We start from the raw sequence: 23,128 nt of genomic DNA, 5'->3' as shown, positions 1-23,128 counted from the left end.
GGCGGCTTTACTGAGCCTTGGCCTGCTGTTGGGCGGGTTGCGATTTGGGGACGACCTTGTCACCCGGGTTGATGCCGGTCATGTTGCCGACAATCACTTGCTCATCGGCCTTCAGGCCTTCGGTGATCTGCCAGCGCGAGTCCTGCATCGCACCTGTCTTCACAGGACGGGCCTCGACTGCGCCGTCCTGACCGATCACCAGCACACGTGCAGTGCCGTCGCCGGAACGCTGAACTGCGCGCTGCGGCACGAGAATGGCGTGGTCATTGATGCTTTGTGGTGTGCGCACACGTACATACATGCCGGGAAGCAGCACGCCTTGAGGGTTGGCGAAACGGGCCCGCAACAGCACTTGCCCGGTGGTGCGATCCACTTCGACGTCGGTAAACAGCAGCGTGCCGGTACTGGTGTAATCGGTACCGTCAATGCTCAGCGACAGCGCACCTTCTCCTCCCTTGGGCAGGCGACCTTCCTGGATCGCAGCGCGCATGTGCAGTGCATCGGCTACAGGCTGGGTGAAGTCGACGAACACTGGTTCCAGTTGCTGGATGGTCGCCATCAGCGTGGTTTCCGCCTGGCCGACCAGTGCGCCTTCGGTGACCAGAGCCCGGCCAATGCGTCCCGAAATCGGTGCCCTGACCGTCGCAAAACCCAGGTTCAACTGTGCTGTTTCCACGTCAGCCTGAGCCGATCGTCTGGCGGCGACAGCGTTCTGCAGTGTGGCGCGGGCGGTGTCGAAGGTCTGGCGGCTGACAGCCTCGATTTCCACCAGCGACTCATAACGTTTGACCGTGGCACGGGCTTCGAACAGCGTGGCTTCGGTTCTGGCCAGATCGCCTTGCGCTTTGGACAGGGCGGCCTTGAACGGAGCCGGGTCGATCTGGAACAGCACGGCGCCAGCCTTTACATCGGCTCCTTCTTCGAAGTTGCGGGTCAGCACAATACCGGCAACGCGGGCACGCACCTGGGCGACGCGGACCGGCTCGACGCGGCCGGGCAGCTCGTTGATGACCGTGAGAGATTCGGTTTTCACTGCCACCGACTCGACCTGTCGGGGAGCCCCAGCAGCACTCTGGTCCGGCTGGGACTTCTGCTCGCAACCGGCGAGAACCGCCGCAGACAGCAGCGTAACCATCGACAACGTACGCCAGTCGCGCAATGTACTCATATCTCACCCGGGCATGGCCCATCAGACGCTAAAGCCGCGAATGATCTACGCTAGTAGTCATATGAGTCAATATTGACTCACATGATACTTTCGTGACCAAATGTTAATGGCTTTTGTGAAAACAGGCTGGCTTCTGCACAATGCGCCGCATTCCACCCGACGAGGTAAAAAAGCACCCAATGGACTTTACCGCTGCTGATGAAAAGCTTTTGAAGGCTCTTGCCGTTGCGCTGGTCGACCATCCCGCCGGCACCTTCAAGGACATCGCCCAGGCTGCCGGTGTGAGCAAGGCCACGCTCAACCGGTTCTGCGGCACCCGCGCCAACCTGATTGAAATGCTGCTCAATCATGCCTCGGACCTGATGAATCAGATGATCGCCGAGGCTGACCTGGAGCACGCGCCTCCTGTCGAAGCCCTGCAGCGTCTGGTCGATAACCACCTCATTCATCGTGAAATGCTGGTATTTCTGGTCTTTCAATGGCGCCCGGACACCATGGACGAAAGCTGCGGCGGGCGTCGCTGGTTGCCGTATTCCGACGCGCTGGATGCATTCTTTCTGCGTGGCCAGCGAGAAGGGCTCTTCAGGATCGACATGAGCGCTGCGGTGCTCACGGAAACCTTCGCTTCGTTATTGTTCGGTCTGGTCGATGCCGAGCGGCGTGGGCGAGTGGCGCGGGCCGGGATGGGGGCGATGTTGACTCAATTGTTCATGCAGGGTGTCCATGTTGGCTGATCGATCATGCCGGTGGCTCTGAGGTCGAACAGCGCAATGGCTGCCTGTGCCGTTTTGTCGCACCCGCGGCGCAGCCCGCAGCAGCGCGGCTCGGCCATCAGCACGTTTTTTGTAACAGCATTCGCGGTGTTCGCCAGCACCCTTGAGTGTTAAATTCGCCGCCATGAATTTCGTCCGAACCCACCGCTCGCTTATTGCCTGGATGCTGTACGGCTTCGTCCTGTTCAATGGCGTTGCGTGCGGATTCGGCCATGGGCAGATGCTGTCGGCCATTTCGTCGATTTCGGCGGACGATATCTGCGGTGATACCGGCGCTGTTTCGCCTTCGATGGACAAGGGCAGCCATGCCCTTGTCATGCAACTGGCCGCGTTCGATTGCGCCTTTGCAGGCAAGCTGACCGTTGCGCTGCTGTTCTTCATCGGCCTGGGCTGGCTGGCGCGCACGCTGAATGTCAGGCGGCGCCTGCCTCAAGGCCTGTTACATCAAGCCCCTCGCCATTCGTCTCCCGGATGCCTGCCGCAGGCGCCTTGAGCCTGCGTGCCTATGCTCATCGTTTGTGGCAAGGCATCAACGCTGTTGAGCCTGCCGGTTTACGGGAGCGACAGCTGGATTCATATCAGTGGTCGCGCCTTATCCTTCAAGGGACGTAATACATGACGCAGAATTTCACCCGCCGCGAGGTCGTCTCCGGCCTCTCGCTGCTCAGCCTCGGCCTGCTGGCCGGTTGCGGCAATTCCAATGCCTTGCCGTTCAAACATGGCAAGGACATGAGCAATGAAATCGTCGGTCGTAACTTCCGGCTCAAGGACCCGAAGGGCGAGGTCAAGACGCTGTCGAGCTTCCGCGGCCTGATGCCGATGGTCTTCTTCGGTTTCACCCAGTGTCCGGCCATCTGCCCGACAGCGCTTGCCCGTGCCGCTCAGATCAGAAAGCTGATGGGCGAGGACGGCAAGACTTTTCAAGTGGTGTTCATCACGCTGGATCCGGAGCGCGACACACCCGAAGTCATCGATGCCTACGTAAAAGCGTTCGATCCAACCTTCGTCGCCCTGTCGGGAACACTTGAAGAAACCGCTGCTACCGCCAAGGAGTTCGGTGTGTTCTTCGAAAAGGTCCCGCTTGGCGATACCTACACGATCTCTCACACCGCCACCAGCTACGTCTATGACACCCGTGGCGTCCTGCGTCTGGGCCTGTCGCACAAGCTGTCTGCTCAACAATGCGCCGAAGACCTGCTCACTTTGATGGAAGTATGTTGATGAATACGCTGATTCGTAATGCCGTAAAACCGATGCTGCTGGCTGTCTCGCTGCTGGGCCTGAGCGCTCAGGCGTTTGCCGAGACCCGGATCGATGATGCCTGGGTGCGCGCCACTGTGCCGGGCCAGTCTGCAACGGGTGCGTTCATGCAGATCACCGCAAGCGAGGACAGCAAGCTGGTCGACGTCGCTTCGCCTGTTGCCAAAACCGTCCAGATCCATCAGATGAGCATGAAAAACGATGTGATGAACATGGGGCAGGTGGCGTCCGTGGACCTGCCTGCCGGCAAGACGGTTGCGTTTGATGCCGACGGCTATCACGTGATGTTCATGGGGCTGCTGGCGCAGGTCAAAGAGGGCGATCAGGTTCCGTTGATCCTGACCGTGGAAAACGCCAAGGGTGTGAAGGAGTCCGTCAAGGTGACAGCCGTGGCCAGGTCGTTGACGGCTGATGGACACAGCGGTCATGGCGATCACAGCGGTCATTGAGTCTGTCGGCCGAGCGGCCCGCACAGGCAGGTCGCTCTGGAGTAAGGTAGGCGGGGCATCACGATATTTCTCTTGCTACTGGAGGTGAATATGAGTGTTCCCATGCTTTCAAAGACCCAGATCAACGGCTATCAACTGATCAGCGTCAATCGCGGTCCCTGGACCGTCTGTACACCGAAAGACCGCCTTGCCTCATTCAACACGCGACAGGAAGCCATGGCCTACGCGGTTTCCCTGCCGGTTCGTGACTGGGGCAGGTCGCGTCCGGCTTGATGCCGACAGCCTTCGGTCTGAACGCTTCGAAGTGAACGCAAATTGCGGGAGGCGGCTTGCCGGACGCCATCGCCGCCTCCCGCCGACCGTATGTCGATTCCCGCCAAAAATTTATATCTCTTAAAAGAATAACCAGCGAACCAAATATTCTTTTCAGGAACAAGCTTCTTTAAGCCATGATTGCCTTGCCACATCAACTTTGGAAAGGTGACTGATACCAACAGAACCTGGATTTTTATCAAAAAATGCAGGGAGTGTATCAATGGGCAATGTCCAGACCGCCGCGAGCGCACTTGATGTGCCACGGCACCAGACGCCGAGTGGCGACCTGGTCGATCTGGGGCGTCCTTTTCGTGGGCCCTTGTCTTCGTCACGACTGCACAGCATCCCCACACCTGTTCTCGGACGTCGTGAAGCCATCCTGCTGGGCGTGTTTGCGCTCGTGTTGCATGGCGCGGTGATCTATTGGCTGAGCCAGAAACCGGCCCCGGTGTTGCCGGTGGTGCCACCGGAAATTCCGCCGATGACCATCGAATTTTCAAGACCCGCGCCGCCCGTGGAAGCACCGCCCCCACCGGAGCCTGTTGTACAGCCGGCGATAGAACCGCCGCCTCCGTTCGAGGATGAGCTGGCCGTCAAGCCGCCGCCACCCAAACCCCTGCCCAAACCAAAGCCGGCACCGCCCAAACCGGTCGCGAAACCTATTGAACCGAGGCCTGCGCCAACTGTGCCCGCACCGCCAGTCGCGGCACCTGCACCTCCCGCACCGCCCGCGCCAAAGCCTGTTACCCCGGCTTCGGCCAGCGCCGGGTATTTACGCAATCCGGCACCGGAATACCCCTCGCTGGCCATGCGGCGCGGCTGGGAAGGCACAGTGATGCTGCGCATACACGTGCTGGCCAGCGGCAAACCCGGCGAGATTCAGATTCAGAAAAGCAGCGGTCGCGAGTCGCTTGACGATGCCGCACTGGCCGCTGTGAAACGCTGGAGCTTCGTGCCCGCCAAGCAGGGCGATGTTGCCCAGGATGGCTGGGTCAGCGTGCCCATCGACTTCAAGATCAACTAAACCCACGCATTCGACTGACCTTGCGGGCTACCTGACAAAAGGCGCATCGCGACACCCCATGCCTTGTTCAGAGAGAGCTGTGCCATGAATCTACTTGCTTCGCCGTTTGAATCCATTGAACACGCCGTCATCTGGCTGCTGGTGATCTTTTCGGTCGCCACGTGGGGCCTGGCCCTGCTCAAGGGTGTGCAGTTCTCGCGCCTCAAGGCTCAGGATCGCAAGTTTCACAAGCAGTTCTGGGCCGCTTCAAGCCTGGATGCCGCCGCTCAACTGGCCCACGAAAAGCCGGGTGCTGCCGCCCGCGTTGCACTGGCCGGTTACGCGGCCATTCAGGTCAGCGAAGGTTCGCAACCCCACGACCTGAGCCAGTCCATCAATCATCAGGATCGACTTGAGCGTTCGTTGCGTCAGCAGATCGTGCGCGAGCGTCGGTCTCTGGAAAGCGGCCTGGCGATTGTCGCCAGTATCGGCAGCACTTCGCCCTTTATCGGCCTGTTCGGTACGGTCTGGGGCATCATGTCGGCGCTCAAGGGCATCAGCGCCGCGGGCTCTGCAAGTCTTGAAACCGTGGCGGGTCCCATCGGTGCTGCGCTGGTGGCGACAGGTGTTGGTATCGCGGTCGCCGTACCTGCGGTACTCGTTTACAACTACTACCTGCGCCGCCTGAAGCTCACGGTTGCCGATCTCGACGACTTTGCCCACGACTTCTACAGCCTGGCGCAGAAGAGTGCCTTCCGGGTGCTGCTGCATCCTGTACTCAAGTCAGGTGCAAACAGTGCCGGGCAAAAAGTGAAGGAGGCGTCCTGATATGGCCTTTTCCACCCAGGACAGCGATGAAGTGCTGAGCGAGATCAACGTCACGCCGCTGGTGGATGTGATGCTGGTGTTGCTGGTGGTGTTCATCGTCACCGCGCCGCTTTTGACCAACTCGATTCCGATCAACCTGCCCAAGACCGAATCCGTAGCACCAGTGGAGCAGAAAGACCCGTTGGTGGTGAGTATCGACGGGCAGGGCAAACTGTTCATCAACAAGGACGAAATCCAGCCGGACCTGCTGGAAACCAACCTCAAGGCTGCCAAGGATAAGGCACCGGACGTGCGCGTGCAGTTGCAGGCCGATGACGGCGTGAACTATGGCGAAGTGGCACGCGCCATGGCGTCCATCGAGCGCGCCGGGATTACCAAGCTGTCGGTGATCACTGCCAGATAGGCGTTGTCAGCATTCAGAACCAGTCACCTTTCGAGGCCGCATTCCAAGGCAGATGCGGCCTCTTTTTTATGTGTCATCGGGTGTTTTTCGGTTTGACGAAAAGGCAGTAGCTTATGCGTTATTAGTATTTAAAACATGGTCTTTAATGGCGTTAAGCTATAAAGCATCGGTCCACCGGAACATCAAATACAACCGTCATGATCGCCACCGTCCACCGCACGGATCGCTCGTTGTCACCAGAACACGATGTTCTGGATCAGGGAATTCAAGGGGCTGCGGTATGGGGAGTTTCAAACGAAAAGTGCTGGCTACGGCGATTTTCTCGGCAAATCTGCTGGGCGCTGCAGGTGTCAGCACGGTCGCAACAGCTGAAGAGGCTGTTGAGGACAACGCACAGGCGCAAACCTCGACCCTGGGCACTGTCATTGTCACCGGCACCCGCGCACAGGAACGTACTGCCAGCGGATCATTGTCGCCCATCGATGTGATTTCCGGCGACAGCCTGCGCAGTTCCGGCTCAAGTGAGCTGGGCACGGTGCTGGCGCGGCTCATCCCGTCCATCAACTTTCCGCGTCCCAGTCTGGTGGACGGTGCCGAGCTGGCGCGTCCTGCGCAATTGCGCGGTCTTTCGCCGGATCAGGTGCTGGTGCTGGTCAACGGCAAGCGCCGCCACACCTCGGCCTTCGTCAATCTGGGGGGCGCGGTAGGGCGAGGCTCCGCTCCTGCGGATCTGAACGCCATTCCGCTGTCTGCCATCGACCATGTCGAAGTGCTGCGTGACGGCGCCTCGGCCCGTTATGGCTCGGATGCCATTGCCGGGGTGATCAACATCATCCTCAAGAACGCCGATCATGGCGGCTCGGTCTCGACGCGTTACGGTCAGTACAAGAAAGGCGACGGCATTCAGCGCCAGGTTGCAGGCAATACCGGGTTTGCGCTGGGCAGCAACGGCTTTTTCAATCTGTCCGGCGAGGGTGCCAACAACGATTACACCAATCGGGCCGGTGACGACCTGCGGGCGTCCAGCATCGGATCGACGACTTACGGCCAGCGTGTGTTTCGCCAGGGCGAACCCGAAACCGAAGAGGGCAAGGTCCAGTTCAACACCGAATACAGTTTCAGTGACGCGTTGGAGTTCTACAGCTTCGGTGGCTACAGCAAGCGGCGGGGCGAAACCGCTGCGTTTTATCGACCCGGCAACGCGTCGAACAACAACCCGGCCATTTTTCCCAATGGTTACCTGCCGCTGATTCACGGCACGCTGGAAGACACTTCGCTGGTCGCGGGTTTGCGCGGCGAACTGGCGGATGACTGGCATTACGACCTGTCGGTCAACTACGGCAAGAACAGCTACGAAATTCGCACCCGGACCATCAATACGTCGCTAGGTCTGGCCACGCCGCGCTCGTTCGACAACGGCACGCTGACCAATGATCAGAAGCAGCTGAGCCTGGACCTGTCGCGGGAATTCAACGCAGCCTGGCTGCCGTATCCGGTGTCGGTAGCGTTCGGTGCCGAATACCTGCATCAGGGTTATCAGATTGAGGCCGGGCAGGCCGAATCATACTTCCAGACCGGCAGTTCCGGGCTGGGTGGATTCCGTGCGGCCGATGCAGGCAGTTCTTCACGCCACAACTTCGCGCAGTACCTGGATGTGGAAACCAACCTGACCGAGAAGCTCGGCGTGTCGGCGGCGGTGCGTCACGAGGATTACAGCGACTTCGGCTCCAACATCAGCGGCTCGGTGTCGGCGCGCTATGATTTCACCCCGCAGGTCGCCTTGCGCGGCAGTGTGTCCACCGGTTTCCGTGCGCCGTCGCTGGCGCAACAGAACTTCACCTTTACCTCATCGCAGTTGATCGGCAACACCATTCAGGAAGCCGGGACGTTCCCGGCAGGCAGCAACGTGGCGCAGTTGCTTGGCGCTGAAGACTTGAAGGCCGAAAAGTCCCGCAATTACAGCCTGGGACTGGTGCTGGAGCCTCTGGACAACCTGACCGTCACAGCCGATGTGTATCGCATCGACATTCGCGACCGGATCTCGTTGTCGTCCAATCTGGTGCTCAACAACACCGCGATCAACTATCTGCGCGGCAATGGCGTGGGCGATATCAATTACACCAGTGCCCGCTATTTCACCAACGCTACTGACACCAGCACCGACGGCGTCGATCTGGTGGCCAACTACCGTTATCCGTTCGATAACGGTGTGCGCTGGAACAGCACTGTGGGCTACAACTACAACCACACCAAAGTCACCGATGTAAAAGCCAACCCGGCGATACTCGATCAACTGGGCGTGAATCTGGTGCGAGTGGACCGCCGCGAACGCATCGGCCTGTTGGGCGATACCACGCCGCAGCACAAGCTGAGCCTGGGCAACGACCTCACGTTCGGGCCTTGGTCACTGCACTCCAATCTGGTTCGCTACGGGGAATTCACCAGCTATCAGGCCGACAAGGCCAACGATCAGACCTTCAGCGCAGCCTGGCTTCTGGACCTCGCCGTTGATTACACGCACAGGAATTGGGTGTTCACCCTGGGAGGGGACAACGTGACAGACAAGTACCCGGAAAAGCTCAACGACTTCGCGTCCAGCGGCGGCAATCTGGCGTACAGCACCTATTCGCCTTACGGCTACAGCGGGGCGTTTTATTACGGGAAGGTGACGTACAACTGGTAGCGGAGGGCGCACGGCACGGATTCAGGCGCAATGAGCCGGAGGGCTCACTGCGCCTGATCACGGCCAGATTACCCCAGCAGATCTGCTCCCAGTTGGAACGCGACCCACAGCGCCAGACCTGTGGCGAAGGTCAGCGCAATGTTTTCGAACAGGTTGTTGCGGTATTCCTTGGTCAGCAGGGATTTCTGGTTGGACATGATCAGCAGGCCCAGCGAGATAATTGGCAGGCCGACGATGTTCAGCGCGTTGACGCCCAGCGTCAGGGTCACGAAATCCGGCATGCCTGGCAACGACCAGATCAGTGGTGTCACCAGAATGAACAGCATGAACCACTTGTGCATCGGGTCACGGTGAAACTCTTTGCCGTAGCGTGCACGGCGTTGCGGACGGATGTGCTGAAATGCGTCGGTGATGAGCATCGGGAACGCTGTGGTCTTGCCGGAAATACTGGCGAACAGCGTGGCGAACACGCCGACGAAGAAGATGTACCAGCCCAGCGGACCGAAGAACAATTCCAGCGCCTTGCCCAGATCGCCCAGCGTGTTCACCTGAATGCCGTTTGGACGCAGAATCTCGACGCCTACCACCCAGATCGCCAGATTGATGACGATACCGACGATGACCGCGAACAGCAGGTCGTTGCGCTGAATGCGTTTGTGTTGCGGACCGACCCAGCCCTTTTCGCGCATCACGTAAGGATGAACGAAGTTGGCGATGGAACCGGCCACGGCTCCGATGACCGACACCGCGACCAGCAGCGCGCCATGCACGCCTTCATCGGGCGGGATACTGAAACCGATGGTGCCCTTGATAATGCCGGTGACATCTGGCCCGGACATGATCGCCAGAGTCAGAAAGGCCAGCGTCATGATCGCCAGCAGGACTTTCATCACGCCTTCTATCATCGTGTAAATGTTGCGTCCGACCAGCAACCACACGGCAATCACCACCGCGACCGAACAGAGCAGCGGCTGGTTGATGTGCAGCAACATGGCGAGCGCCTCGCCAGCGCCCTTGATCATGTAGGCGTTGATCAGATGGCCCATCAGTAGTGCGTACGCCAGCATGAACCAGGCGAAGAACGGATGCAGTTGCGCGTAGCCCTGCAGGATGGTCATGCCCTGGTTATTACAGAGCTGGAAGCGGGCAATGATGTTGACGATCAGAAACCTGAGCAGCAGCGAAACCGCCAGCACCCACATCATCGCGTAACCGTAACTCGCACCGGCAACCGAAGACGTGATCAGGTCGCCCGCGCCTAGCCAGGACAACACGGCGATGATGCCGGGTCCCAATAGCTTGGCGAGCTTTTTCAAACGGGGCTCTGCGACGGGCGTCACCTTTTCTTCAATCGAGGGGCTGCCGGGCATGTGTCGAATCTCCATTGTTATTGTAGTGAGACGAAAGACAGTCGCAGATAAGATAAGACGTCGTACAACGTGCGTGGGGGATTGAAATGTAACTTCATATGAATGCAGGTTGCTCCCACGTACTGTGTGGTAACGCCTTTCAAGGCGCTCCGCGTCCGGTCGGAAGTTCGTGCACAATGCCCCCGGACGGATCGCTGACCTGCCGAACAATTCATGGAGACTGCCATGCCCCCGATACTTGCCGCCGCGCAATTCCATTCCGACCGGGGCCATATTGCGCACAATCTCGATGGCCACCTGACCTTCATGCGCCGTGCCGCAGAACAAGGTGCCGATTACCTGCTGTTCCCCGAGCTGTCCCTGACCGGCTACGAGCCGGACATTGCCCATGAACTGGCCTGCGACCCTCATAGCAGTCGTCTCGAGCCCATCCGCTTGTTGGCGATGCAGTTGAATCTGGCTACCACCGTCGGCATCCCGTTGAAAGGGCCGAACGACACCGTCCACATTGGGGCGCTGACCTTCACCGCGGAGGGCAAGGTCATCGCGTACGCCAAGCAATACCTGCACCCCGGCGAGGACGCAGTGTTCAGTGCCGGATCAACAGACGGTTTCCTGCCACTGGGGCAGCGACTGATCGGTCTGTGCGTGTGCGCCGACTTCAGTCATCCCGAACACGTACACCGCATGGCGGCGGGGAAGGCCTGGGTGTACGCGGCCAGCGTGCTGATCTCCCCTGGCGGCTACGAAAACGACGCAGCACTGCTGCAAGGCCATGCCCGACGTCACGGTTTACCTGTTCTGATGGCCAACCACGGCGGACCTACCGGCGGTTGGGAATCGGCCGGGCGCAGCGGTCTGTGGGACGAACAGGGCCGTTGGACAGGCGGTCTGGAAGGGGCAGGAAATGGACTGGTAATCGCGACCTGCCAGCCGCACGGCTGGCAGGTGCAGACAATCAGGCTGGTGTGACGGTCACTGTGTCAGGGTCGGAATCGGTCGGGCCCTTTCCATTGGAGTTCCGCTCGGACTGGGTAAGGGTTTCCGGTACGGCGAACCACAACAGACAGAACGCCGCCGCAGCCACCCCTGCCAGGGTCAGGAACGCGGCACTGTAACCCGCCGAATGCACCACGAAACCTGCCAGGCTGTTGCTCAGCGCAGCTCCGAGACCGAACATCGTCGACAGCGCTCCCAGGCTGACGTTGAAGCGGCCGGTGCCCTGTGTCAGGTCCTTGACCATCAACGGGAACAACGCCCCGAACAGGCCGGCACCGATGCCGTCGAGCATCTGCACCGCAACCAGCCAGTAGGGATCGTCAGACAACGTGTAGAGCACGCCACGAATCGGCAGGATCAGAAAACCTGCCAGCAACAAGGGTTTGCGGCCCCACACGTCCGCTTTCACACCCACCAGCAAAGCCGCCGGAACCATGACCAGTTGCGCAGCAACGATACAGGCCGAGGTCAGCGGCGTGGCCATCTGCATGTTGATCTGCGAAAGCTTCTGGCTCACCAGCGGCAGCATCGCGGCGTTTGCCAAGTGGAAGAGGGCGCAGCAGATGCCGAACAACAGCAGCGGCTTGTTGCTCAGCAAGGCCTTCAGGCCCGATGGCGCACCGTCATGGATTTTATGACTGGCATCGAAACCTCGCGCCACATCATGGTTGATCGCGTCGGCGGAAACGAAGCTGACAGCAACGATGCTGGCCAGCGCCATGGCGGCCATGAGATAGAACACGGCTACCGGACCGAACAGGTACGCGAATCCTCCGGCCAACAGTGCTGCGCACGCATTACCTGCGTGGTTGAAGGTTTCATTGCGCCCGGTGCGTCGGGTGAAAGCGCGCGGTCCGGTAATACCCAGCGAAATGGCGGCGATGGCCGGGGCGAAGACCGATGCAGCGACGCTGCTCAGTGCCTGAGTCAGCGCCACCAGCGTGAAAGAGGAGGTGAACGGCAGCACCAGGCAACTCAGGGTGACGAGTAACGCAGCGGCGGCAATGATGGCGCGTTTGTAGGTCGTGCGGTCGATCAGGGCACCCGCAGGTGTTTGGGTCACCAGCCCGGCAATGCCCGCGATGGTCATCACCACGCCGATGCTGGCCGGGTCCCATTTGTGGACCGCCAACAGGTAAATGGCGAGGTAGGGCCCCAGTCCGTCGCGGACATCGGCGAGGAAAAAGTTCAGGCTATCCAGAGACAGGGTATTGCGGCGATCTGCATGACTGGCCAAGGCGAGCATTCTCGTAATTCGTCAGACTCCAACCCACTGAGCCACGGGAAATACAGACCTGAGCCGTTTTAAAGAAGTTTCAGCATGTTTCATGAATAAGCAGTGTCAGACAGTCTTTTTCTGCAGGCTCTTCATGCGCTGAGCAGCGCGTTGCACAGCGGCCATTTTTTCCGGACGTTTCATGCGCTTCCATTTGCGAATGTCTTCCTTGGTACGGCCGCAACTTACGCACAGATCACCGCTGAGCTGGCACACGGAAATGCATGGGTTTTCGATGTCCTTGGCCATGGTCAACCTCGTTTGGCGTATTGACGTGAAAGCCGCAGCTCCCAATTGCCGCCGTTCTCGCGCAGGCACTGCTCTTCGCTGTCGAAATGCACGTGTCCGGGCAACGTCGTCAGCGTGATCGCGGATTCTTCCAGCGCCTGGGCAGTCAACTCGATCATGCGTTGACCCAGCCCCTGGCTCAATGCCTGATCCTTTGCCGCCACGGTATCGAATGCCCAGATCACCTGAAGACTTTCCGGGAAGTTCGCGTAGTCGACTTCGTGGGTCAGCCAGCAGAAGCCCGCGATCTCCGATTTAGCCGTCTCGCAGGCCTGTGTCAGCGCTGCAATCAAGCGTCGTTCGGTACGTGCCTGTTCGCGTTTGCTCGACGGCATGCCTGAATTCCTCGAAAAATGAGATGAATGAAGGCGCAGCACGATACCTGATTGTGGTTTCAAGCCCCAGCCTGTTCATTGTCGAATGCACATCGCACTTGAGCGACCTTGACGCTGTCCTACTGCCTGGGCACCGTCGAAGGTGCGATGTCATTCCTCTAAAAATAAAAAGGGACGCACATATGGATTTTTCTCAAGCAGCTACCGCTACCGATCAGGGCCGTCGGGGATTTCTGAAGAAGTCGCTGGCGGTCTCGGCGACCGTTGCGGCCATTGGCGCATTGCCACGTTTTTCCGTCGCCGAGCCACTGACCCAGCGTTACCCCGACCCCTTGGTCAACGTGCTGGACGACAGCTTCATGGAGCTGCGCATTTTCAATGCCAGCGTCGAACGGCTCGCGACCGGCATGCGTTGGGCCGAAGGGCCGGTATGGGTGGGCGATGGTCGCTACCTGCTGGTCAGCGATATCCCCAACAACCGCATCATGCGCTGGGATGAGGTCACCGGCAGTCTGTCGGTGTACCGCGAGCACTCCAATTTCTCCAACGGCATGTGCCGTGATCGTCAGGGACGTCTGCTGGTCTGCGAAGGGTCATCGACCACCCAGGAAGGGCGACGCGTCACACGCACCGAATACAACGGGCGCATCACCGTGCTGGCCGACAGTTTCGAAGGCAAGCCTTTCAATTCGCCGAACGACATCGTCTGCAAGCGCGACGGTTCGATCTGGTTTACCGATCCCATGTTCCAGGCCAACAGCGACTACGAAGGCCACAAGGTGCCGCAGTCGCAGCCATTCGGTGTGTACCGCATTGATCCGGCCGACGGCAAGGTCAGCCGGGTGGTCGATGATCTGGCCGGGCCGAACGGCCTGTGTTTCGCGCCGGATGAGAAGACCTTATATGTCGTCGAAGGTCGCGCCAAACCCAATGGCATCATCTGGGCTATCGCGGTCAATGATGACGGCACGCTGGGCGCGCGTCGCAAGCATGTCGAGGGTGTGGATTACGCCGCCATCGACGGCATAAAATGCGACGAGAACGGCAACCTGTGGTGTGGTTGGGGCGGCAACGGCAATCCGCAGGCCGACCTGGAAAAGCTCGATGGGGTGCGGGTGTTCAATCCGCAGGGCAAGGCCATCGGCCACATCACGCTTCCGGAACGTTGCGCCAATGTCTGCTTCGGCGGTCGGGAAGGCAATCGGCTGTTCATGGCCAGTAGCCATTCGCTGTACTCGGTGTTCGTCAATGCCCGAGGCGCGACCTTCGCCTGATGCGACGTAAAGGGTGCAGAGCGATTCATTTCGCGCTGCACCTCAATTGCTTCGAACCCCTGGAGTGGTCACGGGTCTGTTCGTGTATCACTCTTTTCAGGGAAGGTCCTTATGTCTGCGCAACGCAGCCTTGTCATGCTTGCACGAGGCGGTTACGCCGCTCGTGGTGTTGTCTATCTAATCATCGGTCTGTTTGCCGTGCTGGCGGCGCAGGGTTCTTCACAACCCGCAGACAGTCACAGCAGCCTCGAGGCCTTGTTGAGTCAGCCGTTCGGTAACGTACTGGTCGGGATTGTCGTGGTCGGCCTGCTCGCATTCGCCGCCTGGCGTGTGCTGCAAGCGACCCGCGATGTCGATCATCATGGACGCGAACTCAAGGGGCTGGTGATTCGTGGCGGTCTGCTGGTTGGCGGTTTCACCTATGGCGCACTGGCGTTCTTCGCTGCAGGCCTTTTGATCAGCGGTCTGAAAAGTTCAGGGGGTTCGGGCGGTGGTCAGACGCAGGATCTGCTGCAGTCGATCCTGTCCTGGGACCACTCCAACCTGCTCGTTTACGTTGTGGCGCTGGTGCCGCTGGCACTGGGCATTGTGCACATCATCAAGGGCTACAAGGCGTCGTTCGAAAAGTACTTCGAGGCCGACGAAGACGTCATGCGCTACGTGCGTCCTGTCTCGCGCTTCGGTCTGATTGCGCGGGGTGTGGCTTTCATCGAGATCGCGGTATTGCTTGCCGTGAGCGGTTCCAGCTACCAGGCGATGCATCCGCCAGGCATGAAAGATGCGCTCAACGGTTTGCAGGATCTTCCGGCAGGCGGTCTGGTGCTGCTGATCGTGGCGCTCGGGCTGATTGCATTTTCGGTGTACAGCTTTGCCCAGGCGGCGTGGCGTCGCATCAACATGGATGTACCCGATGCGCCTGAAGCGGTTGCGCGACACTTCCGCTGATCTTCATCAAGGCAGTGCCTGAGGCGATGTCAGGCACTTCCCGAGCAACATGAAATAGTGTGAACCCTGCCTCAAGTCGCCTATTCCCCAGCCGACACCCTTTTTTGAGCTCCGACTCATTTGCGCGCTGACGCCCCTGCGTCACCGCGCACTGCACCCGGCGCACCATAAAAACAAAAGAGGACAGCCATGACCATTCTTCAGCGAGTGATTGGTGGGTTTGCCGTGCTGGTGGTGCTGTTACTCGCCATGGTGAGTATCAGCTATCAGAGCACCCATTCGATAAGCGACCGTCTGACCGTGATCACGGGGCAATCGGCACCGTTGAGCCGTGCAGCGAGCGAGCTGTACGTTCACGTCTTGCGCGCCAACCAAGCGCTGTTGGGCGTGCTGGTCAGCAATGATCCGAAGCAGATCGATGACGGCAAGCAGCCGTTCAACGACAGCATGGCGCGTTTCAATCAGTTGCTCGACAGTACGTCTGCCTATATCGGCGACCGCGCCGCGCTGCGGGACAACCTGACACAGGAGCGGCAGCTCAGCGCGGCCTATGCCGAGCAAGCGCAGACCCTGATCGCCAGCCACCGTCAACACGTCATCCAGATGTTGCAGACCCGCGTCCTGCAGGGCTACAGCAGCAGTCAGGGCGTCCAGTTGACCAGTTACCTGCGTGACTATATTGCCCGCGAGCGCAACACCGGTTCTGCCGACAACGTCGCCGCGGCCGAGAAGTTGCTGCTGGAAGTGGGCAAGTCCTATGAAGGTCTGGCCGCGCACGCTGCGACGCCTGATATGCAAACCTTGCAGCGTTTGCTCAATCTGCAGGACGAAGTGATCAGCACCCGCGCTCGCGAACTGACCGCTGTCGACCCTCGCGCCGGGCGTATTGCCGGGGTGATGGTCAACCGTCTGCTCAATGACCTGACCGGCGCCGACGGCGTCTATCAGGCCTATCGTCAGGAAGCGGCGCTGGCTGATCAGGTCGGCAAACAGCGTCAGGCCGCCGAAGCACGCCTTCAAGCCACGCTGGACAAGATCGGCGAGTTCGGCAACCAGTCGCTGGCGGTTGCCAACGAGGCCAAGGAGGGCGCCGACTCGACGATCGCCACCAGCCTGAGCCTGTTGCTCGTCGCCTGCATTCTGGCGGTACTGGCAGCGGTCGTGATCGGGATCTGGGTGGCCTTCAGTCTGCGTCGCCCGCTGGCTGCGTTCCGCGAGGTACTGAAAACCCTGAGCACAGGCGACATGCGCGTGCGCTTCGATGTCAGCCGCAAGGATGAGTTCGGCGAGCTGGGTGGCTATCTGAACGAGTTCACCCAGTCCCTGCAACAAACCTTCCGCGAGCTGATCGGCTCGGCCGATACATTGGCGTTGACCGCCAGCAACAATGCCCAGATCAGCGAGCGGACCACGCGGGTGGTCGATGAACAGAAGGATCGCCTGCATTCGGCCGCTTCGGCCATGAACGAGATGGAAAGCACGGTCGAGGAAGTCGCCCGGCGTGCCCAGGACACCCGTAGCGCAGTGGACAGCACCAGCGAGCTGAACGAAAAGGTTCAACAGCGTGTGGCTGAAACCATCGTCAACATTCGCCAACAGGCCGAGCAGGTCAACAAGGCGTCGGCGGTGACCGACGAGTTGCAGAAGTACGGCCAGAACATCGACGGTATTGTCGATGCGATTCGTACCATCGCCGAGCAGACCAACCTGCTGGCCCTCAACGCCGCCATTGAAGCCGCACGTGCGGGCGAGCAGGGTCGCGGGTTTGCGGTGGTGGCCGATGAAGTCCGATCGCTTGCCAGTCGCACCCAGACGTCCACCAGTGAAATCCAGGAAATGATCGGTCAGATGCAGAGCAAGATTCATTCTGCGGTGCAGGTCATGAACGAAAGCCAGATCCAGTCCAATCACTGCGTCACCCTGGCGTCCGGCGCGGATGAGCTGTTGCAGGAAATGGGCGAGGCGGTAGGCACCATCCGTGACATGAACATCCAGATTGCCGCTGCTACCGAAGAGCAGAGCGCGACGGTGCAGGAAACCAGTCGCATGGTCACGCACATCAACGACTCTGCCCAACAGGCCGCTGACGGTGCCGAACAGTCGGCCAGCAGCAGCCAGGACCTGTCGAAAATGGCCAGGGATCAGCGCGAGCTGCTCCATCATTTCAGCGTTTGATGCCCGGGAGTCAGAACATGAAGCAATGGTTAACGATTTCCCTGAGTGCCAGCCTGCTGGCCGCCAGTCTGGCGTACGCCAGCACCCCTTTGGTCGGCGTCGGCATGGCCAAGTACAACGACAACTTCCAGACCATCCTGCGTCACGGTGTGGAGAAACAGATTGCGGTGCTCGACGCCGATATCTTCATGGAGAACGGCCAGGACAATGTGGAGCTGCAGATGCGCCAGTTCCGTAATCTGGTGAGCTCCAGAGTCGACGCCATTGTCGTCGCGATGGTCAACGGCAAAAGCGCGCCGGAGATGATGCGGCTGGCCAACGAGGCAAAGATTCCGCTGGTGTTCGTCAATCGCAATCCCGAGCCCGCCAAGTGGCCGCCGCAGACGGCGTTCGTCGGTTCAGACGAACTGGAATCCGGCACGCTGCAGGCGGAAGAACTCGCACGGCGTGCCAACTACAAGGGCAACGTGGTGATTCTGGTGGGCGATCCCAGCAATAAATCGTCGGTCATGCGCACTGAAGACGTGGAAAAGGTGGTCGCCAAATACCCGAACATGAAGGTCGTGCAGAAGAAAATCGGTAACTGGGAACGCAGCCAGGCCGCGACCATCGTCATCGACTGGGTCAAGCAGGGTGTGGACTTTTCGATCATTGCTGCCAACAACGATGAAATGGCCATTGGCGCGATTATGGGGCTGGAAAAGGCTGGCAAGAACGCGAGTGACTATCTGGTGGGCGGCATTGATGGCACGCCTGACGGACTGAAGCTGATGGCGGAGGGCAAGCTGGCGGTGAGTGTGTTTCAGGATGCGGTCGGTCAGGCCAACGGTGCCGTGGACGCGGCATTGAGCATGGCGCGAGGCGAAACGCTGGCGTCTCCGGTGATCTGGGTGCCGTTCAAGCTGATCACCCCGGAAAACCGCCAGCAGTTCGAGTGATGCACGAGCAGGGCGTCCGACGGTTACTTACAGCCGGATGTCCTGTGGCCCGCGAATCTGCGCTTCGATACGGGTACCGGTCAGTCGCTCCTCGTTGGAGAAACCGTCATAGTCCGCGAGTTTGCCGAAGTCGATGCCGGTGAGCTTTTCGATCTGCGCCACACTGCGTTGCCAGGTCTTGAGCTGGCCGAACACGATGCTCAAGTCGCCCAGTTCGCGGCTCTGATCGATCATGTAAGCGCTGGCGGAAGGCTTGCCGTCGTCGCCGAGAAACGCCACAACCTTCCAGAAAGCCGAAGGGATTTTGACGTTACGGTAGCTGCGGTCGTCATCGCGCAGGATGGGGCCGCTGAATACCGTTACCCGAGATTTCCAGCGGCGGGTGTTATCAAGAATGTAGTCCTCCAGCTCCAGCCAGGTCTTCTGGTTGAACGCGCTCATCTGTGGTGAGCAGTTGGTGAAATGGAAGGTGTCGGCATTGGCGGTTTGCGCGTCCTTGCCCCAGTTCGGGTCCTGCCGCCGAACCAGATGCCCGCGGTCCAGCAGGTTGCTGGCATACAGGCTTTCGCCAATCTGCGCCTCGGCAGGCAGTCGGCCGTCGTATGACCACGCGTCGTTGCTGCGCTTCACCTCCACACTGCTGTCGCCATCAATGTTCACGCCCACGTAGAGCGCCAGACGGCGACTGCGCGACATGGTGATGGAGAAGTGCATGTAATCCAGGCGATCCCCGGCGTTCTTCAGGGGATAGACGTCGGCGGCCAGTTCAGTGTCCGGCACGGGCCAGGGCACGACGAAGTCGCCCAGAAAATTCTCCGCATAACCTTTGCGCGACTTCAGATCGCTGGCAGGCGTGGTGCGTGGGGCCACCAACGGCTCAGCCTGGGATGCGAGCAGTCCGGCAGGCGGGTTGAGTGGGGTAAGGTCGGCGAGGCGAGGGCGATAGGTCAGATCGGCTTTCAAAGTCTTGTCAGGCACTGCGCTTTCTCCTGCGGTGGGCGTGGATTGCGTTCAGTTCACCATAGACCCATGACAGCGCTGCGTCAGGTTGCGCTTGGCTGGACGCAATTGCCGACTGCCGCCAATCACCGCAATCCTCGTCATTCTTATCCGATAATCGCCCGGTTTTATGCGCAAGTTTGCGACGTGCCCACACGAAGAAAATATTTATTCGGCACGAATCGTCGCTTTTGGCCGCTATTCGAGGACGAAGCTCGCTGAAATCGCGGTTCGATCGACCGCACCCCGATCAAAAACACATTGACGTTATTAACCGGCTGGTACATTTTTACTGTATATCCGCCTGTGCCGTTCCAGGCAGGAACACAATAAAAACAATCGAGGCACACCGTCATGCTCCAGGGATTGATCCTTTCCGTTTTACCTTCACCCTTCGTTAACGTTCGATGCCGATATGCAGGCATTGGCTGGATACGCTCGCAGTAGTTGTCCGATTCGCCCATCCGCTTCAGCGCAGATCCATCACATGGAGCCCCTTTCACGCAGGGCTTTCAGGGTGTCTGGCTGCTGCGCTGGCTCTTGTGCATCTGCGAGGTCTGGCCAATGACGAAAATCGTCGATCTGTATTTCAAGCTGCTCAAACTGTTGATCGTGCTGTGCATGGTGGCCATGGTTGTGCTGGTGTTCGGCAACGTCGTGCTGCGCTATGCATTCAACTCCGGCATCAGCGTGTCGGAAGAACTCTCACGCTGGTTCTTCGTGTGGATGATCTTCCTCGGCGCGCTGGTGGCCATGAAAGAGCGAGGCCACCTGGGCCTCGACAGCCTGGTCAAACGCTTGCCACCGATGGGCAGGCGCATCTGCCTGATCGCCAGCCAACTGCTGATGCTCTACATCTGCTGGCTGATTTCCAGCGGCAGTTGGCAGCAGGCCGTGATCAACCTGCATGTGGTGGCGCCTGCGTCCGGATTCTCGATGGCGGTGTTCTACGCTGCGGGCCTGGTGTTCGGGGTCAGTGCTGCCGCGATCCTGTTGTATCAGTTGTATCTGGCGCTCAGTGGTCGGCTGGACGAGGAGGCGCTGGTCATGGTTCGGGAAAACGAAGCCGACGCGGTCGTCAAATCCGATGCACCTGCTGCCACGCGGAGTAATCGACCATGACCCTGATGATCTTTCTCGGATCGCTGCTGGGCAGCATGGCGCTGGGGATTCCGATTGCGTTCGCGCTGCTGCTGGTCAGCGTTGCGTTGATGCTGCATCTGGACCTGTTCGATGCGCAGATCATTGCCCAGAACCTGCTCAATGGCGCTGACAGCTTTCCGTTGATGGCCGTGCCGTTCTTCATGCTGGCTGGCGAGGTGATGAACGCCGGAGGCTTGTCCAAACGTATCGTCAATATCGCCATGGCGTTGGTCGGGCACAAGCGCGGCGGGCTGGGTTACGTGGCGATCATTGCCTCCTGTCTGCTGGCCTCGCTGTCGGGCTCGGCGGTGGCCGATGCTGCTGCACTGGCCGCGTTGCTGGTACCGATGATGGTTCATGCCGGGCACAACCGTTCGCATTCGGCCGGCCTGATTGCGGCGGGCGGCATCATTGCGCCGATCATTCCACCGAGCATCGGCTTCATCGTGTTCGGTGTCGCGTCCGGTGTCTCGATCTCGAAGCTGTTTCTGGCCGGGATCGTTCCGGGGTTGATGCTCGGTGTGGCGCTGGCGGTTGCCTGGTGGTTCGTCTCGCGCAGTGAAAACGTCGAACCGCCACCCAAGCGCAGCGGCAAGGAAATCCTGCGCACGCTGGTGGATGGTTCATGGGCTCTGGGCTTGCCGCTGATCATCGTCTTCGGCCTGAAGTTCGGTATTTTCACACCGACTGAGGCGGCCGTGGTTGCAGCGGTTTATGCCTTGTTCGTGTCGCTGGTGATCTACCGCGAGCTGAAGATCAATCAACTGTACGAACTGGTGCTGTCGTCCGCCAAGACCACCTCGGTGGTGATGTTGCTGGTCGCTGCGGCCATGGTTTCGTCGTGGCTGGTGACGATCGCCGAGCTGCCTGACCAGTTGGCGGCGTTGCTCGAGCCGTTCATGGACAACCCGACCCTGCTGCTGATGGTGATCATGCTGCTGGTGATTCTGGTTGGCACCGTGATGGACATGACACCGACCATTCTGATTCTGACGCCGGTTCTGATGCCTGCGGTGACCATGGCCGGTATCGACCCCGTGTATTTCGGCGTGCTGTTTCTGATCAACACTGCCATCGGTCTGATCACGCCGCCCGTGGGGACGGTGCTCAACGTGGTGTGCGGCGTCTCGAAGATCAGCATGGACGAGATCATCCGAGGCGTCTGGCCGTTCATGCTGGCGCAGTTCGTCGTGTTGTTTTTATTGGTGCTGTTCCCGCAACTGGTCCTGGTCCCCCTGAGTTTCCTGACCCGTTGATGAGGTGACAGACGTCGAAGGCTTTCAACCACTCCATTTCCAATAACAAGACCGGAGAATGACATGCAGAAACTGATGAAAACCCTTTTGGCCGGGGCCTGTGCCACCAGCCTGTTGCTGGCGAGTGTGGCCAGTCATGCGGCAGAGATTCGCGAGCGCACGCTGCGGTTCGCCTTCCAGAACGTCAAGGAACATCCGCAAGGGCAGGGTGCACAGAAGTTTGCCGATCTGCTGAGTGAAAGCAGTGGCGGCAAGATCAAGGTACGGCTGTTCCCCGGCGGCACGCTGGGCGGCGATGTGCAGACGGTGTCAGCCTTGCAGGGCGGCACGCTCGATATCACGGTGCTCAACTCCGGAATTCTCGCCGCTCAGGCGCCCGACTTCGCGATGCTCGACTTTCCATTTCTGTTCAACGACGTGAAGGAAGCGCATGCCGTCATTGACGGTCCGGTCGGCCAGAAGCTCTCCGCGCAACTCGACAGCAAAGGGTTGGTCGCCCTGGGTTATTGGGACCTGGGGTTTCGCAATGTGACCAACAGCAAGCACCCGATCACCCGCCTGGAGGACATGCAAGGCCTGAAGATCCGCGTCATTCAGTCGCCGATCTACCTGAAAACCTTCTCGGCGCTCGGCGCCAACCCGGTGCCGATGGCGTTTCCCGAGGTCTACACCGGCCTTGAGCAGCACACCATCGACGGTCAGGAGAACCCTTACACGGTGATTGAAGGGAGCAAGTTCTTCGAGGTGCAGAAATACCTGTCGGCGACCGGGCACATCTTCAACCCGCAGTCGCTGATCATGAGTCAGAAAACCTGGAATCGCCTGAACGACGATGAGAAAGCGTTGATTCGCGACGCCGCCGCCAAGGCGCAGGTCTTCCAGCGTGAAGTGACGGCCGAAAGCATGGACAAGGCCCGGGCCAATCTGGAGAAACAGATTGCGGTCAACGACATTTCTCCCGCCGAGAAAGACCGTTTTCGTGAGCGCGTAAAACCTGTCATCGACGAGTTTTCCCAGCAACTGGATGCCGGCCTGGTGAAGATGATGTACGACGAAATCGCCAAAGCGCGCGCATCGCAGTAAAGAAGCGAGCTGCACCCTTCGCCGCGTCAGAACCCGTCCTGCGGGCCTGACGCTGCACGCTCGAAACCTCCTTTTCGATTTAAACCGGTAACCCCGCGAAAATAGTCTTAAATATCCGTGAACAGGCGTCGATAAGCTTTGCATAAGAGCAATCCGCAGCTCGCG

General features: G+C 59.6%; 23 protein-coding genes. 17 read left to right on the top strand and 6 right to left on the bottom strand.

What is annotated here, in order from left to right; genetic code table 11:
- Positions 1-7: 7 nt before the first annotated feature.
- Positions 8-1,168 (bottom strand): efflux RND transporter periplasmic adaptor subunit, encoded by a 1,161-nt coding sequence (locus JTJ32_RS23095; RefSeq protein ID WP_210043415.1) that lies wholly within the window; start codon positions 1,166-1,168, stop codon positions 8-10.
- A gap of 179 nt (positions 1,169-1,347) precedes the next feature.
- Between JTJ32_RS23095 and JTJ32_RS23090 the strand changes: the two genes are divergently transcribed.
- The 9 genes from JTJ32_RS23090 (at position 1,348) to JTJ32_RS23050 (ending at position 8,882) form a co-directional block, all read left to right on the top strand.
- The gene (locus JTJ32_RS23090) at positions 1,348-1,902 is read left to right on the top strand and encodes a TetR/AcrR family transcriptional regulator (protein ID WP_180274244.1); all 555 of its coding nucleotides are present in this window, start codon (positions 1,348-1,350) and stop codon (positions 1,900-1,902) included.
- Positions 1,903-2,065: 163 nt separating this feature from the next.
- Positions 2,066-2,434: a DUF2946 domain-containing protein gene (locus tag JTJ32_RS23085; protein ID WP_184323031.1), complete on the top strand. Its 369-nt coding sequence runs from the start codon at positions 2,066-2,068 to the stop codon at positions 2,432-2,434.
- A 122-nt stretch (positions 2,435-2,556) separates the two neighbouring features.
- Positions 2,557-3,162, top strand: a complete 606-nt coding sequence (locus JTJ32_RS23080; protein ID WP_004886461.1) for an SCO family protein — start codon at positions 2,557-2,559, stop codon at positions 3,160-3,162.
- The gene (locus JTJ32_RS23075) at positions 3,156-3,650 is read left to right on the top strand and encodes a copper chaperone PCu(A)C (RefSeq protein ID WP_210043414.1); all 495 of its coding nucleotides are present in this window, start codon (positions 3,156-3,158) and stop codon (positions 3,648-3,650) included. Before JTJ32_RS23080 ends, JTJ32_RS23075 begins: the two co-directional genes overlap by 7 nt.
- A 90-nt stretch (positions 3,651-3,740) precedes the next feature.
- Positions 3,741-3,923, top strand: a complete 183-nt coding sequence (locus JTJ32_RS23070) for a DUF2188 domain-containing protein (protein WP_210043412.1) — start codon at positions 3,741-3,743, stop codon at positions 3,921-3,923.
- 262 nt (positions 3,924-4,185) lie between these two features.
- The gene (locus JTJ32_RS23065; RefSeq protein WP_210043410.1) at positions 4,186-4,989 is read left to right on the top strand and encodes an energy transducer TonB; all 804 of its coding nucleotides are present in this window, start codon (positions 4,186-4,188) and stop codon (positions 4,987-4,989) included.
- A gap of 84 nt (positions 4,990-5,073) precedes the next feature.
- Entirely contained in the window at positions 5,074-5,796 is a 723-nt protein-coding gene (locus tag JTJ32_RS23060) for a MotA/TolQ/ExbB proton channel family protein (RefSeq protein ID WP_099226582.1), read from the top strand.
- 1 nt (position 5,797) lies between these two features.
- A complete protein-coding gene (locus JTJ32_RS23055) occupies positions 5,798-6,199 on the top strand; it encodes an ExbD/TolR family protein (protein WP_099226583.1) in 402 nt (133 codons plus the stop codon).
- 280 nt (positions 6,200-6,479) lie between these two features.
- Complete coding sequence (locus JTJ32_RS23050) at positions 6,480-8,882, top strand: TonB-dependent receptor plug domain-containing protein (protein ID WP_210043408.1); 2,403 nt, start codon at positions 6,480-6,482, stop codon at positions 8,880-8,882.
- A gap of 68 nt (positions 8,883-8,950) precedes the next feature.
- On the opposite strand, the gene JTJ32_RS23045 is transcribed toward JTJ32_RS23050, so the two are convergent.
- On the bottom strand, positions 8,951-10,252 hold the full coding sequence (locus JTJ32_RS23045; protein ID WP_099226585.1) for an Nramp family divalent metal transporter: 1,302 nt from the start codon (positions 10,250-10,252) through the stop codon (positions 8,951-8,953).
- Positions 10,253-10,477: 225 nt separating this feature from the next.
- Here JTJ32_RS23045 and JTJ32_RS23040 point away from each other — a divergent pair, with 225 nt between their 5' ends.
- A complete protein-coding gene (locus tag JTJ32_RS23040; protein ID WP_408004619.1) occupies positions 10,478-11,224 on the top strand; it encodes a carbon-nitrogen hydrolase family protein in 747 nt (248 codons plus the stop codon).
- On the opposite strand, the gene JTJ32_RS23035 is transcribed toward JTJ32_RS23040, so the two are convergent.
- From JTJ32_RS23035 to JTJ32_RS23025, 3 genes are all read right to left on the bottom strand, one after another.
- A complete protein-coding gene (locus JTJ32_RS23035; RefSeq protein WP_210043469.1) occupies positions 11,211-12,488 on the bottom strand; it encodes an MFS transporter in 1,278 nt (425 codons plus the stop codon). The genes JTJ32_RS23040 and JTJ32_RS23035 overlap by 14 nt on opposite strands.
- A 105-nt stretch (positions 12,489-12,593) precedes the next feature.
- The gene (locus tag JTJ32_RS23030) at positions 12,594-12,776 is read right to left on the bottom strand and encodes a DUF1289 domain-containing protein (protein WP_099226588.1); all 183 of its coding nucleotides are present in this window, start codon (positions 12,774-12,776) and stop codon (positions 12,594-12,596) included.
- 2 nt (positions 12,777-12,778) lie between these two features.
- The gene (locus tag JTJ32_RS23025; RefSeq protein ID WP_210043406.1) at positions 12,779-13,150 is read right to left on the bottom strand and encodes a hypothetical protein; all 372 of its coding nucleotides are present in this window, start codon (positions 13,148-13,150) and stop codon (positions 12,779-12,781) included.
- Positions 13,151-13,332: 182 nt separating this feature from the next.
- On the opposite strand from JTJ32_RS23025, the gene JTJ32_RS23020 reads away from it, so the two are divergent.
- From JTJ32_RS23020 to JTJ32_RS23005, 4 genes are all read left to right on the top strand, one after another.
- Positions 13,333-14,424, top strand: a complete 1,092-nt coding sequence (locus tag JTJ32_RS23020; protein WP_210043405.1) for an SMP-30/gluconolactonase/LRE family protein — start codon at positions 13,333-13,335, stop codon at positions 14,422-14,424.
- 111 nt (positions 14,425-14,535) lie between these two features.
- Positions 14,536-15,369 (top strand): DUF1206 domain-containing protein, encoded by an 834-nt coding sequence (locus JTJ32_RS23015; protein WP_004886498.1) that lies wholly within the window; start codon positions 14,536-14,538, stop codon positions 15,367-15,369.
- Positions 15,370-15,558: 189 nt separating this feature from the next.
- Entirely contained in the window at positions 15,559-17,544 is a 1,986-nt protein-coding gene (locus JTJ32_RS23010) for a methyl-accepting chemotaxis protein (RefSeq protein WP_210043404.1), read from the top strand.
- Between the two features lie 17 nt (positions 17,545-17,561).
- On the top strand, positions 17,562-18,482 hold the full coding sequence (locus JTJ32_RS23005) for a substrate-binding domain-containing protein (RefSeq protein WP_099226592.1): 921 nt from the start codon (positions 17,562-17,564) through the stop codon (positions 18,480-18,482).
- A gap of 27 nt (positions 18,483-18,509) precedes the next feature.
- On the opposite strand, the gene JTJ32_RS23000 is transcribed toward JTJ32_RS23005, so the two are convergent.
- Positions 18,510-19,460: a DNA/RNA non-specific endonuclease gene (locus JTJ32_RS23000; RefSeq protein WP_210043403.1), complete on the bottom strand. Its 951-nt coding sequence runs from the start codon at positions 19,458-19,460 to the stop codon at positions 18,510-18,512.
- 585 nt (positions 19,461-20,045) lie between these two features.
- Here JTJ32_RS23000 and JTJ32_RS22995 point away from each other — a divergent pair.
- The 3 genes from JTJ32_RS22995 to JTJ32_RS22985 all read left to right on the top strand — a co-directional run bounded on the left by JTJ32_RS22995 (position 20,046) and on the right by JTJ32_RS22985 (position 22,963).
- On the top strand, positions 20,046-20,603 hold the full coding sequence (locus JTJ32_RS22995; protein WP_210043402.1) for a TRAP transporter small permease: 558 nt from the start codon (positions 20,046-20,048) through the stop codon (positions 20,601-20,603).
- Entirely contained in the window at positions 20,600-21,880 is a 1,281-nt protein-coding gene (locus tag JTJ32_RS22990; protein WP_210043401.1) for a TRAP transporter large permease subunit, read from the top strand. The genes JTJ32_RS22995 and JTJ32_RS22990 overlap by 4 nt, the downstream gene beginning before the upstream one ends.
- 63 nt (positions 21,881-21,943) lie before the next feature.
- Positions 21,944-22,963 carry a TRAP transporter substrate-binding protein gene (locus JTJ32_RS22985; protein ID WP_099226595.1) on the top strand — a complete coding sequence of 340 codons (1,020 nt, stop codon included), beginning with the start codon at positions 21,944-21,946 and terminating at the stop codon, positions 22,961-22,963.
- Positions 22,964-23,128 lie beyond the last annotated feature (165 nt).

This window comes from Pseudomonas alliivorans (genome assembly GCF_017826695.1).
Taxonomy (GTDB): Bacteria; Pseudomonadota; Gammaproteobacteria; order Pseudomonadales; family Pseudomonadaceae; genus Aquipseudomonas; species Aquipseudomonas alliivorans.
This window is presented reverse-complemented; position numbering and strand designations above follow the sequence as displayed.

What these genes read in the sequence shown, in the direction of transcription:
- JTJ32_RS23055 (WP_099226583.1), top strand. Translation starts at nt 5,798, where the DNA reads ATGGCCTTTTCCACCCAGGACAGCGATGAAGTGCTGAGCGAGATCAAC.
- JTJ32_RS23060 (WP_099226582.1), top strand. Translation starts at nt 5,074, where the DNA reads ATGAATCTACTTGCTTCGCCGTTTGAATCCATTGAACACGCCGTCATC.
- JTJ32_RS23085 (WP_184323031.1), top strand. Translation starts at nt 2,066, where the DNA reads ATGAATTTCGTCCGAACCCACCGCTCGCTTATTGCCTGGATGCTGTAC.
- JTJ32_RS22995 (WP_210043402.1), top strand. Translation starts at nt 20,046, where the DNA reads ATGACGAAAATCGTCGATCTGTATTTCAAGCTGCTCAAACTGTTGATC.
- JTJ32_RS22985 (WP_099226595.1), top strand. Translation starts at nt 21,944, where the DNA reads ATGCAGAAACTGATGAAAACCCTTTTGGCCGGGGCCTGTGCCACCAGC.
- JTJ32_RS23040 (WP_408004619.1), top strand. Translation starts at nt 10,478, where the DNA reads ATGCCCCCGATACTTGCCGCCGCGCAATTCCATTCCGACCGGGGCCAT.
- JTJ32_RS23075 (WP_210043414.1), top strand. Translation starts at nt 3,156, where the DNA reads ATGTTGATGAATACGCTGATTCGTAATGCCGTAAAACCGATGCTGCTG.
- JTJ32_RS23005 (WP_099226592.1), top strand. Translation starts at nt 17,562, where the DNA reads ATGAAGCAATGGTTAACGATTTCCCTGAGTGCCAGCCTGCTGGCCGCC.
- JTJ32_RS23080 (WP_004886461.1), top strand. Translation starts at nt 2,557, where the DNA reads ATGACGCAGAATTTCACCCGCCGCGAGGTCGTCTCCGGCCTCTCGCTG.
- JTJ32_RS23030 (WP_099226588.1), bottom strand. Translation starts at nt 12,776, where the DNA reads ATGGCCAAGGACATCGAAAACCCATGCATTTCCGTGTGCCAGCTCAGC.
- JTJ32_RS23090 (WP_180274244.1), top strand. Translation starts at nt 1,348, where the DNA reads ATGGACTTTACCGCTGCTGATGAAAAGCTTTTGAAGGCTCTTGCCGTT.
- JTJ32_RS22990 (WP_210043401.1), top strand. Translation starts at nt 20,600, where the DNA reads ATGACCCTGATGATCTTTCTCGGATCGCTGCTGGGCAGCATGGCGCTG.
- JTJ32_RS23065 (WP_210043410.1), top strand. Translation starts at nt 4,186, where the DNA reads ATGGGCAATGTCCAGACCGCCGCGAGCGCACTTGATGTGCCACGGCAC.
- JTJ32_RS23070 (WP_210043412.1), top strand. Translation starts at nt 3,741, where the DNA reads ATGAGTGTTCCCATGCTTTCAAAGACCCAGATCAACGGCTATCAACTG.
- JTJ32_RS23025 (WP_210043406.1), bottom strand. Translation starts at nt 13,150, where the DNA reads ATGCCGTCGAGCAAACGCGAACAGGCACGTACCGAACGACGCTTGATT.
- JTJ32_RS23015 (WP_004886498.1), top strand. Translation starts at nt 14,536, where the DNA reads ATGTCTGCGCAACGCAGCCTTGTCATGCTTGCACGAGGCGGTTACGCC.
- JTJ32_RS23050 (WP_210043408.1), top strand. Translation starts at nt 6,480, where the DNA reads ATGGGGAGTTTCAAACGAAAAGTGCTGGCTACGGCGATTTTCTCGGCA.
- JTJ32_RS23010 (WP_210043404.1), top strand. Translation starts at nt 15,559, where the DNA reads ATGACCATTCTTCAGCGAGTGATTGGTGGGTTTGCCGTGCTGGTGGTG.
- JTJ32_RS23020 (WP_210043405.1), top strand. Translation starts at nt 13,333, where the DNA reads ATGGATTTTTCTCAAGCAGCTACCGCTACCGATCAGGGCCGTCGGGGA.
- JTJ32_RS23095 (WP_210043415.1), bottom strand. Translation starts at nt 1,168, where the DNA reads ATGAGTACATTGCGCGACTGGCGTACGTTGTCGATGGTTACGCTGCTG.
- JTJ32_RS23045 (WP_099226585.1), bottom strand. Translation starts at nt 10,252, where the DNA reads ATGCCCGGCAGCCCCTCGATTGAAGAAAAGGTGACGCCCGTCGCAGAG.